The sequence below is a fragment of the Micromonospora haikouensis genome, from assembly GCF_900091595.1.
GTDB lineage: Bacteria > Actinomycetota > Actinomycetes > Mycobacteriales > Micromonosporaceae > Micromonospora > Micromonospora haikouensis.
The window spans coordinates 1-15,747 of sequence record NZ_FMCW01000062.1 but is presented as its reverse complement, the minus strand read 5'-3'; the positions used below and the strand labels follow the sequence as shown (position 1 = coordinate 15,747).

Below are 15,747 nucleotides of genomic sequence, written 5' to 3'. Positions count from 1 at the left end.
GAGGCTGAGGTGCGTGCGTTGGCCGGTGACGGTGTGGATGTGGCGGCGGTGAATGGTCCGCAGTCCGTGGTGCTGTCGGGGCCGGTCGCCGACCTGGACGTGATCGCCCAGCGGTGTGCCGAGCAGGGTTGGCGGGCGAAGCGGCTGTCGGTCAGTCACGCGTTTCATTCGCGGTTGATGGAGCCGATGCTCGCCGAGTTCCGGGCGGTCCTGGCTGGCCTGGACTGGCGTGCGCCGAGGTTGCCGGTCGTGTCGAACGTGACCGGCCGGGTGGCCGAGGCGGGGGAGATCACTGACCCCGAGTACTGGGTGCGGCATGTGCGGGAGGCCGTCCGGTTCGGTGATGCGGTCACCACCTTGCACGGGCTGGGCGTGACGTCGTTCGTGGAGGTGGGCCCGGACGCGACGTTGACGGCGATGGCCGCCGACACGCCCGTCGACCGTCCGGTGCACCTGGTGGCGGCGCTGCGCCGCGACCAGCCCGACACGACTGCGCTGGTGACCGCCCTGGCCCGGCTGCACGTCACCGGCACGCCCGTGGACTGGGCGGCGTGGTTCACCCACACCGGCGGCCGGCCCCGCACCGTGGACCTGCCCACCTACGCCTTCCACCACCAGCGCTACTGGCTCGACGCTCGCACCCGCCCCCACGGCACCGCCCCCGCCGGGTCGAGCCTCGACTCGTGGCGGTACCGGGTCACCTGGCAGCCGCTGGCCGACCACCACCGGCGGCAGGCCGACGACCTCCTGCTCGTCGTGCCCGACGACACCCTCATGCCCGACGACGCCCTCGTGCCCGACGACGGGGCGGCCGGACAGTGGGCGAGCGCGCTCGCCGCGCCCGGCGTACGGGTGCTGCGGGTCGCCGCCGACCGGGACCGGGCCGGCCTCGCCCGCGACCTCGCCGACGCGTACGCAGACGGCCAGGGGCGACCCGGCACCGTTCTGTCGCTGCTCGGCCTCCCCACCGGCGCCCACCCCGACGCCGCCTCCGTGCCCGCCGGCCTCGCCCACACCGTCGCCCTCGCCCAGGCCCTCGGCGACGCCGCGATCCCCGCCCGGCTCTGGATCGCCACCCGGGGCGCGGTCTCCGTCGACCCCCGCGACCGGGCCGTCGACTGCGACCAGGCGACCCTGTGGGGCTTCGGCGGCGTGCTGCGCGCCGAGCACCCCCAACGCTGGGGCGGGCTCGTGGACCTGCCCCCGACCGCCGACGCGCGCGGCGTACGACAGGTGCGCCGGCTGCTCGGCGGCGAGCGCGCGGAGGACCAGCTCGCGGTGCGCGCCACCGGCACGTACGCCCGGCGGTTGACCCGTGCCCGGCGGCCCGCCACCCCCGCACGCGCTTGGACCCCGCGCGGCACCACGCTCGTCACCGGCGGGACCGGCGCGCTCGGCGGGCACGTCGCCCGCGCCCTCGCGGCGGCCGGGGCCGATCACCTGCTGCTGGTCAGCCGCCGTGGCCCCGACGCCCCCGGCGCTGCCGCCCTCGCCGAGGAACTGACCGCCCTCGGCACCCGCGTCACCGTCGCTGCCTGCGACGCCGCCGACCGGGACGCCCTGCGCGACCTGCTCGCGGCGATCCCCGCCGACCTGCCGCTCACCGCCGTCGTGCACACGGCTGCGGCGCTCGACGACACCGTGGTCGACGCCCTCACCGCGGACCGGATGGCGACCGCCCTGCGCGCCAAGGTCGACGCGGCCCGCAACCTCGACGAGCTGACCCGGGACCACGAGCTGTCCGCGTTCGTGCTGTTCTCCTCCCTCGCCGGCACCATGGGCGGACCCGGGCAGGCCAACTACGCCCCCGGCAACGCCTGGCTCGACGCCCTCGCCCAGCGCCGCCGAGCCGAGGGGCTGCCCGCCACCGCCATCGCCTGGGGGCTGTGGGCCGACGGTGGCGTCAGCGCAGGCGACTTCGAACACCGGATGGCCCGCAACGGCTTCGGGGCGATGGATCCCGCCACGGCCGTCCGCGCCCTCACCGGCGCGTTGGAGGACGACGAGATCCACCTCGTCGTCGCCGACGTCGACTGGGACCGGGTGGCGGGCAGCGCCGCCGGCCGCCGCCCCGACCCGCTGATCCGGGGCCTGCTGACCGCGCCGCAGGTCACCGACGCCGCCACCGCCGACCGGGCAGCCGGTGGCGGTGCCCTGCGGGACCGCCTCGCCGGGCTCACCGACGCCGAGCAGCTCGACACCCTCCGCGACCTGGTGCGCGCCGAGGTGGCGGCGGTGCTCGGCCACGACAGCGCCGACCGGGTGCCGGCCGAACGCGCCTTCCGGGACCTCGGCTTCACCTCGCTGACCGCCGTCGAGCTGCGCAACCGGCTCGACGCCGCCACCGGGCTCACCCTGCCCGCCACGCTCGCCTTCGACCACCCCAACCCCACCGCCCTGGCGGCCCACATCCGCGCGGAACTGCTGGGCGGGCAGTCGCCGTCCGCGACGACCCCGGCCGTACGCCCCGTCGACGACGACCCGATCGTCATCGTCGGCATGGGCTGCCGCTTTCCCGCCGGGGTCGGCTCGCCGGAGGAGTTCTGGCGGCTGCTCGCCGACGGCGTCGACGCCATGTCGGACTTCCCCGTCGACCGGCACTGGGACCTGACCGCGCTGCACCACCCCGCCCCCGGGCACCCCGGGGCGTCGTACGTGACGCAGGGGGCGTTCCTCGCCGACGCGGGGGCGTTCGACGCCGGGTTCTTCGGCATCTCCCCCCGCGAGGCCGTCGCCATGGACCCGCAGCAGCGGCTGCTGCTGGAGGTGTCCTGGGCGGCGATCGAGGACGCCCGGATCGACCCCCTCGCGCTGCGCGGCGGTCGCGTCGGCGTCTTCGCCGGCACCAACGGGCAGGACTTCGACAACCTCATCCGCAACGGCGGCGAACAGCTCGCCGGCTACGGCGCCACCGGGGCGTCCGCGAGCGTCCTGTCGGGGCGGGTGGCGTACTCGTTCGGGTTCGAGGGGCCGGCGGTCACCGTCGACACGGCGTGCTCGTCGTCGCTGGTGGCGTTGCACCTGGCTGCGCAGTCACTGCGCTCGGGCGAGTGCGACCTCGCGCTGGCCGGCGGCGTCACCGTGATGGCCACCCCCGGCGCGTTCGTCGAGTTCTCCCGGCAGCGGGGACTGTCCGCCGACGGGCGGTGCCGGTCGTTCGCGGAGTCGGCGGACGGGACGGGTTGGGGCGAGGGCGTCGGGGTGCTGCTGGTGCAGCGCCTGTCGGACGCCCGGCGGGACGGCCGTCGGGTCCTCGCCGTGGTGCGGGGCTCCGCGGTGAACCAGGACGGGGCGTCGAACGGTCTCACCGCGCCGAATGGTCCGTCGCAGCAGCGGGTGATCCGGCAGGCCCTCGCGTCGGCGGGATTGTCCCCGTTGGACGTGGACGTGGTGGAGGCGCACGGGACGGGCACGACCCTCGGTGACCCGATCGAGGCGCAGGCGCTGCTGGCGACGTACGGGCAGGGGCGGGAGACACCGCTGCTGCTGGGGTCGGTGAAGTCGAACCTGGGCCACACGCAGGCGGCGGCGGGCGTCGCCGGGATCATCAAGCTGGTCCTCGCCCTGCGGCATGGCGTGGTGCCGGCGACCCTGCACGTGGACGAGCCCTCCACGAAGGTGGACTGGTCGTCTGGTGCGGTCGAGTTGGTGACGGAGTCGCGTGAGTGGCCGGTGGTGGGTCGGCCGCGTCGGGCGGCGGTGTCGTCGTTCGGGATCTCCGGCACGAACGCGCACGTGATCGTGGAGCAGGCGGATCCGGTGGAGGCCGAGGTCGACTCGGCCGGTTCCGTCGGCCTGCCGGTGGTGCCGTGGTTGGTGTCGGCGCGTTCGGCGGAGGCCCTCGGTGGGCAGGCGGCGCGGCTGGCGGATTCCGTCCGGGAGCGTTCCGGGTTGTCGCCGGTCGACGTGGGTTGGTCCCTGGCGACGTCGCGGGCTGCTCTGGAGCATCGGGCGGTCGTGCTGGGTGCGGGTCGAGACGACCTGTTGTCCGGGCTGGAGGCGATCGTTGCGCGGGGGACCGCTCCGGGTGTGGTGACGGGTGAGGTTTCGTCTGGTCGTCGGGTGTTGTTGTTTACGGGTCAGGGTGCGCAGCGGTCGGGGATGGGTCGGGAGTTGTATGGCCGGTTCCCGGTGTATGCGGGGGCGTTCGATCGGGTGTGTGCCCTGTTCGTGGGTCAGCTCGACCGTCCGTTGCGGGAGGTGGTGTTCGCGGAGCCGGGTTCCGACCTGGCGGGGTTGTTGGATCAGACGGCGTACACGCAGGCGGGCCTGTTCGCTCTGGAAGTGGCGTTGCACGAGCTGCTGGCCTCGTTTGGTGTGACGGCCGACTATCTCGTGGGTCATTCGATCGGCGAGGTCGCGGCCGCCCATGTGGCGGGTGTGTTGTCGTTGGAGGACGCCTGCAGGCTGGTGGCGGCGCGGGGTTCGTTGATGCAGGCGCTGCCGTCCGGCGGCGGGATGTTGGCGGTCGGCGCGCCTGAGGCTGAGGTGCGTGCGCTGGCCGGTGACGGTGTGGATGTGGCGGCGGTGAATGGTCCGCAGTCGGTGGTGTTGTCGGGGCCGGTGGCCGAGTTGGATCGGGTCGCGGGGGAGTGTGCCGGGCGGGGTTGGCGGGCGAAGCGGTTGCCGGTGAGTCACGCGTTCCACTCGCGGCTGATGGAGCCGATGCTGGCGGAGTTCCGGTCGGTCCTGGCCGGCTTGGATTGGCAGACGCCGAGGTTGCCGGTCGTGTCGAACGTGACGGGGCGGGTGGCGGAGGCGGCCGAGATCAGCAGCCCGGACTACTGGGTGCGGCATGTGCGGGAGGCCGTGCGGTTCGGTGACGCGATCACCACCCTGCACGGGCTGGGCGTGACGTCGTTCGTGGAGGTCGGGCCGGATGCGACGTTGACGGCGATGGCGGCCGACACGCCCGTCGACCGTCCGGTGCATCTGGTGGCGGCGCTGCGCCGTGACCAGCCCGACACGACGGCGCTGGTCACGGCCCTGGCCCGGCTGCACGTCACCGGCACGCCGATCGACTGGGCCGCCTGGTTCACCCACAGCGGCGGCCGGCCCCGCACCGTCGACCTGCCCACCTACGCCTTCCACCGCAGGTGGTACTGGCCCGAGCCCGTATCGGCCGTCGGCGGCACCTCGCGAGCGAGCGACGACATCGACGAGCGGTTCTGGGCGGCGGTGGAGCGGGAGGACCTGACCGGTCTCGGTGCGGAGTTGGCGGCGGAGCAGTCGCTGAGTGACCTGCTGCCGAAGCTCGCCCGGTGGCGGCGGGCGGGGCAGCAGCGGTCCACCGTCGACTCGTGGCGCTACCGCGTCGAGTGGCGGCCCGCTCCGGCCGTACCGTCGGAAGGGCTGACCGGGAGGTGGCTTGTCCTGGTGCCCCCGGCGCAGGGCGACCACCCTCTTGCCGAGGGCCTGGCCGCGCACGGCGCGGAGGTCCTGACGGTCAGCCTCGACCCGGCGGGGACGAGCCGGGACGACGCGGCCGAGCGGCTGCGGGCCGCGCTGCCCCGCCCGGGTGAGATCGCCGGTGTGGTGTCGCTGCTGTCGTTGGCCGGCGTCGGCGTGGGCGAGGCGCTGGGGGCGGTGCAGGCGCTGGCCGCCGCCGACCTGGGCGGCCGGGTGTGGTGGGTGACCCGGGGCGCGGTGTCCGTGGGTGCGTCGGACACCCCGGTCGACCCGGTCGCGGCGGCCGTGTGGGGCGTGGGTCGGGTGGCGGCGTTGGAGCTGCCGGGCTGGTGGGGTGGCCTGGTGGACCTGCCGGAGGTGGTGGACGCTCGCGTGGTCCGCCGGGTGTGTCAGGTGTTGGCGGCGGGTGTCGAGGATCAGGTGGCGGTGCGGTCGTCGGGGTTGTTCGTGCGGCGGCTGGCCCGTGCGGGTGGTGAGGCTGCGCGGCGGGGGTTCCGGTTGTCGGGGACGGTGCTGGTCACCGGCGGCACCGGGGCGTTGGGCTCCCGGGTGGCGCGGTGGGCGGTGGATGTCGGGGCAGAACACCTTGTGTTGACGAGTCGGCGTGGTGAGCGGGCCGCGGGTGCGGTGGAGTTGGCGGAGCGGTTGCGGGCGTGCGGGGCGCGGGTGACGGTGGCTGCGTGTGACGTGGCGGACGGGTCGGCGCTGGGCGCGCTGCTCGACGGCCTCGCCGCCGCGGGCGACCCCGTCCGTGCCGTCGTGCACGCCGCCGGAGCACCCCAGTTCACCCCGCTTGCCGACGTCACGCCGGACGAGCTGCGCGAGGTGCTGCGCGCCAAGGTCGACGGGGCGGCGCATCTCGACGCGTTGCTGCCGGAGCTGGACGCGTTCGTGGTGTTCTCGTCCATCGCGGGGGTGTGGGGTTCGGCCGGGCAGGCCGGCTACGCGGCGGCCAACGCCTTCGTCGACGCCCTCGTCGTCCGCCGACGGGCCCAGGGCACCGCCGCCACAGCCGTGGCGTGGGGCCCGTGGGCGGGTGCCGGCATGGCCGTCCAGGGCGAGGCGCAGGAGCAACTGGCCCGCCGGGGGCTGCCGGCGATGGATCCGGAGCTGGCGGTCACCGCGTTGCAGGCGGCCCTCGACCGGGACGACACGAGCGTCGTCGTCGCCGACGTCGCCTGGGACCGGTTCGCCGCCTCCTTCACCGCCCTGCGACCCAGCCCTCTGCTGGACGAGATCCCCGAGGCGCGGCCCGCGTCACCCGACGCCGATGCGGGAGAGGAACAGGCGCAGCTCGGCCGCCGGCTCGCCACCCTGACGACCGCCGAACGGGACGCGTACCTGCTCGACCTCGTGCGCGCCCAGGTGGCCGCGGTGCTCGGGCACGCCACGCCGGACGCCGTCCCCGCCGACCAGGCGTTCCAGCGGCAGGGCTTCGACTCGCTGACCGCCGTGGAGCTGCGCAACCGGCTCACCGCCGAGACCGGCCTCGCCCTGCCCAGCACCCTGGTCTTCGACCACCCGACGCCGCTGGCGCTCGTCGCCCACCTGGCCGCCGAGCTGACCGGCACCCCGGCTGGGGCGGTGGAGCGGGAGCGGGGCGCGGCCGTCGACGACGACCCCATCGTCATCGTCGGCATGGCCTGCCGCCTGCCCGGCGGAGTCGACACCGCCGACCAGCTGTGGGACATGCTCGCCGCCGGGCGCGACGGCATCTCCGACTTCCCCCTCGACCGGGGCTGGGACAGCTTCCTCGACGGCCGGCTGTCCGACACCTCGTTCCCCCGCCAGGGCGGCTTCGTCTACGACGCGGGAGCGTTCGACGCCGAGTTCTTCGGCATCTCCCCCCGCGAGGCCCTCGCCATGGACCCGCAGCAGCGGCTGCTGCTGGAGGTCTCCTGGGAGGCGGTCGAGTCGGCGGGCGTGGACCCGTCCCGCCTGAAGGGGGAGCGGGTCGGCGTCTTCGCGGGTGCCAGCTTCCAGGGGTACGCGTCCACGGCCATGGGCCGGGACCAGGAGGTCGGCGGCCACCTGCTCACCGGCAACGCGACCAGCGTCCTGTCGGGGCGGGTGGCGTACTCGTTCGGGTTCGAGGGGCCGGCGGTCACCGTCGACACGGCGTGCTCGTCGTCGCTGGTGGCGTTGCACCTGGCTGCGCAGTCACTGCGCTCGGGCGAGTGCGACCTGGCCCTGGCCGGCGGCGTGACGGTCATGGCCTCACCGGCGACCTTCGTCGAGTTCGCGAAGCAGGGCGGCCTCTCCGCCGACGGGCGGTGCCGGTCGTTCGCGGAGTCGGCGGACGGCACCGGCTGGGGTGAGGGCGTCGGGGTGCTCCTCGTCGAACGGTTGTCGGACGCCCGGCGTAACGGTCACCGGGTCCTCGCGGTCGTGCGGGGCTCCGCCGTGAACCAGGACGGGGCGTCGAACGGTCTCACCGCGCCGAATGGTCCGTCGCAGCAGCGGGTGATCCGGCAGGCCCTCGCGTCGGCGGGATTGTCCCCGTTGGACGTGGACGTGGTGGAGGCGCACGGGACGGGCACGACCCTCGGTGACCCGATCGAGGCGCAGGCGCTGCTGGCGACGTACGGGCAGGGGCGGGAGACACCGCTGCTGCTGGGGTCGATCAAGTCGAACATCGGCCACACGCAGGCGGCGGCCGGCGTCGCCGGGATCATCAAGCTGGTCCTCGCCCTGCGACACGGCGTGGTGCCGGCGACCCTGCACGTGGACGAGCCCTCCACGAAGGTGGACTGGACGTCGGGCGCGGTCACGCTGGTGACCGAGCGCCGCGAGTGGCCGGCGGTGGTGGACCGCCCGCGCCGGGCCGCCGTCTCCTCGTTCGGCATCTCCGGGACCAACGCCCACGTGATCCTCGAGCAGGCGGAGCCCGTCGAGGCCGAGCCGTCCCGGCCCGTCGAGCTGCCCGTGGTGCCCTGGCTGGTGTCGGCGCGTACGCCGGAAGCCCTCGCCGCGCAGGCCACCCGGCTCGCCGAGCACCTGGGATCCGACGCGGGGCCGACGGCGACGGACGTCGCCTGGTCACTGGCGACCGCCCGCGCTGCCCTGGAGCACCGGGCGGTCGTCCTCGGCGCGACCGGGGACGACCTGTTGTCCGGTCTGGACGCGTTGTCGGCTGGCGCGGCGGTTCCGGGTGTGGTGACCGGTGAGGTGGTCTCGGGTCGTCGGGTGTTGTTGTTCACGGGTCAGGGTGCGCAGCGGCCGGGGATGGGTCGTGAACTGTATGACCGGTTCCCGGTGTATGCGGAGGCGTTCGACCGGGTGTGTGCCCTGTTCGCGGGCCGCCTCGATCATCCGTTGGGGGAGGTGGTGTTCGCGGAGCCGGGTTCCGATCTGGCGGCCCTGTTGGATCAGACGGCGTTCACGCAGGCGGGTCTGTTCGCTCTGGAAGTGGCGTTGCACGAGCTGTTGGCCTCGTTTGGTGTGACGGCTGACTATCTGGTGGGGCATTCGATCGGTGAGGTGACGGCCGCCCATGTGGCGGGTGTGTTGTCGTTGGAGGACGCCTGCAGGCTGGTGGCGGCGCGGGGTTCGTTGATGCAGGCGTTGCCTGTTGGTGGCGGGATGTTGGCGGTCGGCGCGCCTGAGGCTGAGGTGCGTGCGCTGGCCGGCGGCGGTGTGGATGTGGCGGCGGTGAACGGGCCTCGGGCAGTGGTGTTGTCGGGGCCGGTGGCCGAGTTGGATCGGGTCGCGGGGGAGTGTGCCGGGTGGGGCTGGCGGGCGAAGCGGCTGCCGGTCAGTCACGCGTTCCATTCGCGGTTGATGGAACCGATGCTGGCGGAGTTCCGGACGGTTCTGGCGGGTCTGGACTGGCAGACGCCGAGGCTGCCGATCGTGTCGAACCTGACCGGGCGGGTGGCGGAGGCGGCCGAGATCAGCAGCCCGGACTACTGGGTGCGGCATGTGCGGGAGGCCGTGCGGTTCGGTGATGCGATCACCACCCTGCTGGGGTTGGGTGTCAGCAGCTTTGTGGAGGTGGGGCCGGATGCGACGTTGACGGCGATGGCGGCCGATGTTCCGGCGGAGCGGCCGGTGCACCTGGTGGCGGCGTTGCGCCGTGACCAGGACGAGACGACCGCCCTGGTCACCGCCCTCGCCCGGCTGCACGTCACCGGCACGCCCGTGGACTGGGCGACCTGGTTCACCCACACCGGTGGTCGGCCCCGCACGGTGGACCTGCCCACCTACGCCTTCCACCACCAGCGCTACTGGCTGCACGACGTGCCGCCGGCCGCCGCCGTGAGCACCACCGGGGGCTCGGCGACCGACGAGCGGTTCTGGGCGGCGGTGGAGCGGGAGGACCTGACCGGTCTCGGTGCGGAGTTGGCGGCGGAGCAGTCGCTGAGTGACCTGCTGCCGAAGCTCGCCCGGTGGCGGCGGGCGGGGCAGCAGCGGTCCACCGTCGACTCGTGGCGCTACCGCGTCGAGTGGCAGGCCGTGCCCGACACCTCGGGGGCACTGACCGGCACCTGGCTGGTGCTGGTGCCGTACGACGGGGTCGATGCCCCGGTGCTCGCGGCCGTGACCGAGGGGATCGTCTCGGCCGGGGCGAAGGTCCGGACGTTGACGCTCGACGGCCCGGCGGACGACCGCGAACTGGTGGCGAAGTCGCTCCGCGACGTCGGCGAGGTCGCCGGTGTGGTGTCGCTGCTGTCGCTGGCCGGCGTCGGCGTGGGCGAGGCGCTGGGGGCGGTGCAGGCGCTGGCCGCCGCCGACCTGGTCGGCCGGGTGTGGTGGGTGACCCGGGGCGCGGTGTCCGTGGGTGCGTCGGACGCGCCGGTCGACCCGGTCGCCGCTGCCGCCTGGGGCCTGGGCCGGGTGGCCGCGTTGGAGGAGCCACGACGGTGGGGTGGCCTGGTGGACCTGCCGCAGGTGGTGGACGGCCGGGCGGTGCGCCGGGTGTGTCAGGTGTTGGCGGCGGGTGTCGAGGATCAGGTGGCGGTGCGGTCGTCGGGGTTGTTCGTGCGGCGGCTGGCCCGTGCTGGTGGTGAGGCTGCGCGGCGGGAGTTCCGGTTGTCGGGGACGGTGCTGGTGACCGGCGGCACCGGGGCCTTGGGTGCTCGGGTCGCCGGGTGGGCGGTCGGGGCGGGTGCCGAGCATGTGGTGTTGGTGAGCCGGCGCGGTGAGCGGGCCGCGGGTGCGGTGGAGTTGGCGGAGCGGTTGCGGGCGCGTGGGGCGCGGGTGACGGTGGCTGCGTGTGACGTGGCGGACCGGTCGGTGCTGGGCGCGCTGCTCGACGGCCTCGCCGCCGCCGGTGACCCGGTGCGCGCCGTCGTGCACGCGGCGGGCGCGGCGCACTCCACCCCGCTGGGCGAGCTGACCGCCGACGAGCTGCGCGACGTGCTGCGCGCCAAGGTCGACGGGGCGGCGCACCTCGACGCGTTGCTGCCGGAGCTGGACGCGTTCGTGGTGTTCTCGTCCATCGCGGGGGTGTGGGGTTCGGCCGGGCAGGCCGGCTACGCGGCGGCCAACGCGTACCTCGACGGGCTGGTGGCCCGGCGGCGCGCCCGGGGTGCCGCCGGCACCACAGTGGCGTGGGGCCCGTGGGCCGGCGCGGGGATGGCGCACGGCGAGCAGCAGGAACAGCTCGGCCGCCGGGGGCTGCCGGCGATGGATCCGGAGCTGGCGGTCACCGCGTTGCAGGCGGCCCTCGACCGGGACGACACGAGCGTCGTCGTCGCCGACGTCGCCTGGGACCGGTTCGCCGCCTCGTTCACCGCCCTGCGACCCAGCCCCCTGCTCGGCGGCATCCCTGAGGCCGGCACGGCCGACCGACCGGAGCCGCCGGCGGACTCGGGTGCCCCGCAGCAGCTGCGGGACCGGCTGGCCGCCGCCGGCGACACCGAGCGGGACCGCATCCTGCTCGACCTGGTACGCGGCACCGCCGCCACCGTGCTGGGGCACCGCACCCCGGCGGCGATCCGTGCCGCCCGGGGCTTCCTGGAACTCGGCTTCGACTCGCTGACCGCCGTGGAGCTGCGCAACCGGCTCACCGCCGAGACCGGCCTCGCCCTGCCCAGCACCCTCGTCTTCGACTATCCGACGCCGGCCGCGCTCGCCGAGCACCTGCGCGCCGAGCTGGTGCCGCACGGTGCGGCCACCCCGGTCGTCGCCGAGATCGAACGGCTCGACGAGCTGCTGCGGACCGTCCCCGCCGACCGGCGCGACGACTCGGAGATCACCCGCCGCCTGGAGGCTCTGCTGGCCCACTGGCGAGCCGCCACCGCCCCGTCGTCGCCGTCCCCCGCCTCGCTGGATCCGGCCTCGCTCGATCCGGCCTCGCCGGCTCTCGCGCCGCCTGCCCCGGCCGAGGCCGCAGCCGTGGCCGACGACCTGTCCACCGCCACCGAGGACGACATCTTCGCCATCATCCAACGCGAATTCGGCAAGTCCTGACCCCACCCCACCCCGTGCCGCCGCCCCACCCCGCGCCCCGCGCCCCCGCCCCCGCCCCGGTGATTAAGAGAAAAGCGTCAAAGTTGATCTCGACGATGACGCAAACCTCTTGATCACCGGGGGGAGACCGCCGGGGGAGAGCCGGGAGGGTGGCCGGGAGGGTGGGGCTAGGGGTCTGGTGGGTGGATCTAGGGGTGTGTCGGCTCCTGCCGGGCTCCGTAGGGTCGGAGCCCGACAGGTTGTCGTCCCGCTTGGCGCGGGACGGGCGGAGGCGGGGTGCGCGCGGGTGCCCGGAGACACGGGAGGTGCCCTGTGACCGGCTCCCAGGGCGGCCAGCTCCTCGCGATCAGCGACCTGCACGTCGTGTACGCGGAGAACAAGGCCATCGTCGAGGCCCTGCGCCCCGACAACGACGACGACTGGCTGATCATCGCCGGTGATGTCGGCGAGTTCGCCAAGGACATCGAGTGGGCGCTCGGCCTGCTCCGCGACCGGTTCGCCAGGGTGATCTGGGCGCCGGGCAACCACGAACTGTGGACGCCCCGCGATGACACCGTCCAGTTGCGTGGCGAGGAACGCTACCGCCACCTCGTCGCGCTGTGCCGCAGCCTGGGCGTGGTCACGCCGGAGGATCCGTACCCGGTGTGGGACCCGGACGGGGATCCCGTCCTGATCGCCCCGCTCTTCGTCGGGTACGACTACACGTGGCGGCCCCCGGGGACGTACACCCGGGAGCAGGCGTTGGCGCGGGCGCACGAGACCGGCGTGGTCTGCACCGACGAGATCCTGCTGCACCCCGACCCGTACCCGAGCCGGGACGCCTGGTGCCGGGCGCGGGTGATCCAGACCGAGCGGCGGCTCGACGCCGAGCGCGGCGGGCTGCCCACCATCCTGGTGAACCACTACCCGCTGGTCCGCGAGCCCACCCGGGTCCTGCGCTATCCCGAGTTCGCCCAGTGGTGCGGCACCGACCTGACCGCCGACTGGCACCTGCGCTACGACACCCGCGTCGCCGTCTACGGCCACCTGCACATCCCGCGCACCACCTGGTATGACGGCGTCCGCTTCGAGGAGGTGTCCGTCGGCTACCCGCGCGAGTGGCGTCGCCGCGCCACCCCGCCGGGGCGGCTCCGCCAGATCCTCCCGGCCCCCGCCCGACCCCACGGCTGACCGCCGGGAACGGGCGTCCCCGAGGGCCCTCCCACCGGCCTCATCCTGCGGTTATCGCCCCTCCGGGAGGCGCCGCGCGGGGGCTGAATGAGGGGTCCCGTAGGGGTTGGGCCGCCGTAGCGCGCTCAGTACCGTCCACTCACGGTGAGGGTCGGATACCGGCAATTCCCAGGGCCGGATGCCTGCGGTGGTGGCTTCCTCAGTGTTCGGCGGAATCGATCGGTAGCAAGCTCCGGGCGGGTGGGTCATGGCGGACGAAGAGAAGCTCCTCGAACACCTCAAGTGGGTGACCACCGAGCTCCGCCAGGCGCACCGGCGCCTGCGGGAGCTGGAGAGCGCCGAAGCCGAACCGATCGCCGTCGTCGCGATGGCGTGCCGGTTCCCCGGCGGCGTCGGCTCCCCCGAGGACCTGTGGGACCTCGTGGCCGCCGGCACCGACGCGACCGGCCCGTTCCCCACCGACCGGGGCTGGGACCTGGCCCGGCTGTACGACCCGGACCCCGACCACCCCGGCACCTCGTACAGCGACCGGGGCGGGTTCCTCGACGACGCCGGCCACTTCGACCCGACCCTGTTCGGCATCTCCCCCCGCGAGGCCCTCGCGATGGACCCGCAGCAGCGGCTGCTGCTGGAGACCACCTGGGAGGTGTTCGAACGCGCCGGCATCGACGCCGGGTCGCTGCGCGGCAGCCGCACCGGCGTCTTCGTCGGCACCGCCGGGCAGGACTACGCCTCCGTGCTGCGCCGCCTCCCCGAGGGCGCCGAAGGCTACGTGCTGACCGGCACCGCCGCCAGCGTCATCTCCGGGCGGCTCGCCTACTCGTTCGGCCTGGAGGGGCCGGCCGTCACCATCGACACCGCCTGCTCGTCGTCGCTGGTCGCGCTGCACCTGGCCGGTCAGGCCCTGCGCGACGGCGAGTGCACCCTCGCCGTGGCCGGCGGCGTCAGCGTGATGGCCACCCCCGGCGGGTTCGTCGAGTTCTCCCGCCAGCGGGGGCTGGCCGCCGACGGCCGGTGCAAGGCGTTCTCCGCCGACGCCGACGGCACCGGCTGGGCCGAGGGCGTCGGCATGGTGCTCGTCGAGCGGCTGTCCGACGCCCGCCGCAACGGCCACCCCGTGCTCGCCGTGATCCGGGGCAGCGCCGTCAACTCCGACGGGGCCAGCAGCGGCCTCACCGCCCCGAACGGCCCCGCCCAGCAGCGCGTCATCCGCCAGGCCCTCGACAACGCCGGCCTCACCCCGGCCGACGTGGACGTCGTGGAGGCGCACGGCACCGGCACCCGGCTCGGCGACCCGATCGAGGCGCAGGCGCTGCTGGCCACGTACGGCAGGGACCGGCCCGCCGACCGGCCGCTCTGGCTCGGCTCGTTGAAGTCGAACCTCGGCCACACGCAGGCCGCCGCCGGGGTCGCCGGGGTGATCAAGATGGTCCTCGCGATGCGGCACGGGCTGCTCCCGGCGACCCTGCACGCCGACGAGCCCACGCCGCACGTCGACTGGACGGGCGGCGCGGTCGCCCTGCTCACGCAGGCCCGCCCGTGGACCGGGGACGCCGGCCGGCCCCGCCGCGCCGCCGTCTCCTCCTTCGGCATGAGCGGCACCAACGCCCACCTCGTCCTGGAACAGGCCCCGCCGCCCGAGCCGGCCGCCGCGACCGAGGCCCCCGCGCGGGAACTCCCGGCGGTGCCGGTGCTGCTCTCCGCCGCGCACCCCGCCGCCCTCGCCGCGCAGGCGGGCCGCTGGGCGGCCTGGCTGGACGCCGGCGCCGACGCGCGTCCCGTGGACGTGGCGTGGTCGTCGGTCACCTCCCGCGCTGCCCTGGACAGTCGCGCGGTGGTCGTGGCGACGGGCCGCGACGATCTCCTCGCCGGGCTGCGTGCCCTGGCGGCGGGCGAGCCGTCCGGCGCGGTCGTCGCCGGCCGCGCTGTCGACCGGGGTCCCCTCGCCGTGTTGTTCTCCGGTCAGGGCGCGCAGCGGGCGGGGATGGGTCGGGAGTTGTACGCGTCGTTCCCGGTGTTCGCGTCGGTGTTGGACGAGGTGTGTGGGCACCTGGATCGTGGGTTGCCGCAGTCGTTGAAGTCGGTGTTGTTCGCTTCGGAGGGCTCCGCTGAGGCGGGGCTGCTGGATTCGACGGTGTTCACGCAGGCGGGGTTGTTCGCGGTTGAGGTGGCCCTGTTCCGTCTGGTGGAGTCGTTCGGTGTGGTGCCGGATTTCGTGGGTGGTCATTCGGTTGGTGAGATCGTGGCGGCGCATGTGGCGGGGGTGTTGTCGCTGGAGCATGCGTGTGCGTTGGTGGTGGCGCGGGGTCGGTTGATGCAGGCGTTGCCGGCCGGTGGTGGGATGTTGGCGGTCAATGCGGCCGAGGCGGACGTGTTGTCCTCGTTGGACGGGTTGTCCGATCGGGTGGGCATCGCGGCGGTGAACGGCCCGGCTTCTGTCGTCGTGTCGGGTGCGGTGGACGCCTTGGACGTGGTGGAGCGGGCGTGGCGGGGTCGGGGGGTGCGGACCCGTCGGTTGGCGGTGAGTCACGCGTTTCACAGTCCGTTGATGGAGCCGATGCTGGCGAAGTTCCGGGCGGTGCTGTCGCGGCTGACCTTCGCCGCGCCCGAGCTGCCTGTCGTGTCGAACGTGACTGGGGCGCTGGCCGATCCTGACGAGATCTGTGGCGTTGACTACTGGGTGCGGCATGTGCGGGAGGCGGTGCGGTTTGCCGACGGGGTGGCGGCGTTGCGGGCTGCGGGGGTGGACACGTT

General features: G+C 74.4%; 2 protein-coding genes and 1 pseudogene. All 3 read left to right on the top strand.

Translation table 11 applies throughout. The annotated features are described in order from the left end of the window. Positions 1-18: 18 nt before the first annotated feature. Positions 19-11,823, top strand: a pseudogene (locus tag GA0070558_RS32015) (type I polyketide synthase); the annotation flags it as partial. A gap of 312 nt (positions 11,824-12,135) precedes the next feature. After that, positions 12,136-12,993, top strand: a complete 858-nt coding sequence (locus tag GA0070558_RS32010) for a metallophosphoesterase family protein (RefSeq protein ID WP_091287100.1) — start codon at positions 12,136-12,138, stop codon at positions 12,991-12,993. Between the two features lie 247 nt (positions 12,994-13,240). Then, the coding region (locus GA0070558_RS32005) for a type I polyketide synthase (RefSeq protein ID WP_141722406.1) at positions 13,241-15,747 on the top strand (2,507 nt) is incomplete at its 3' end.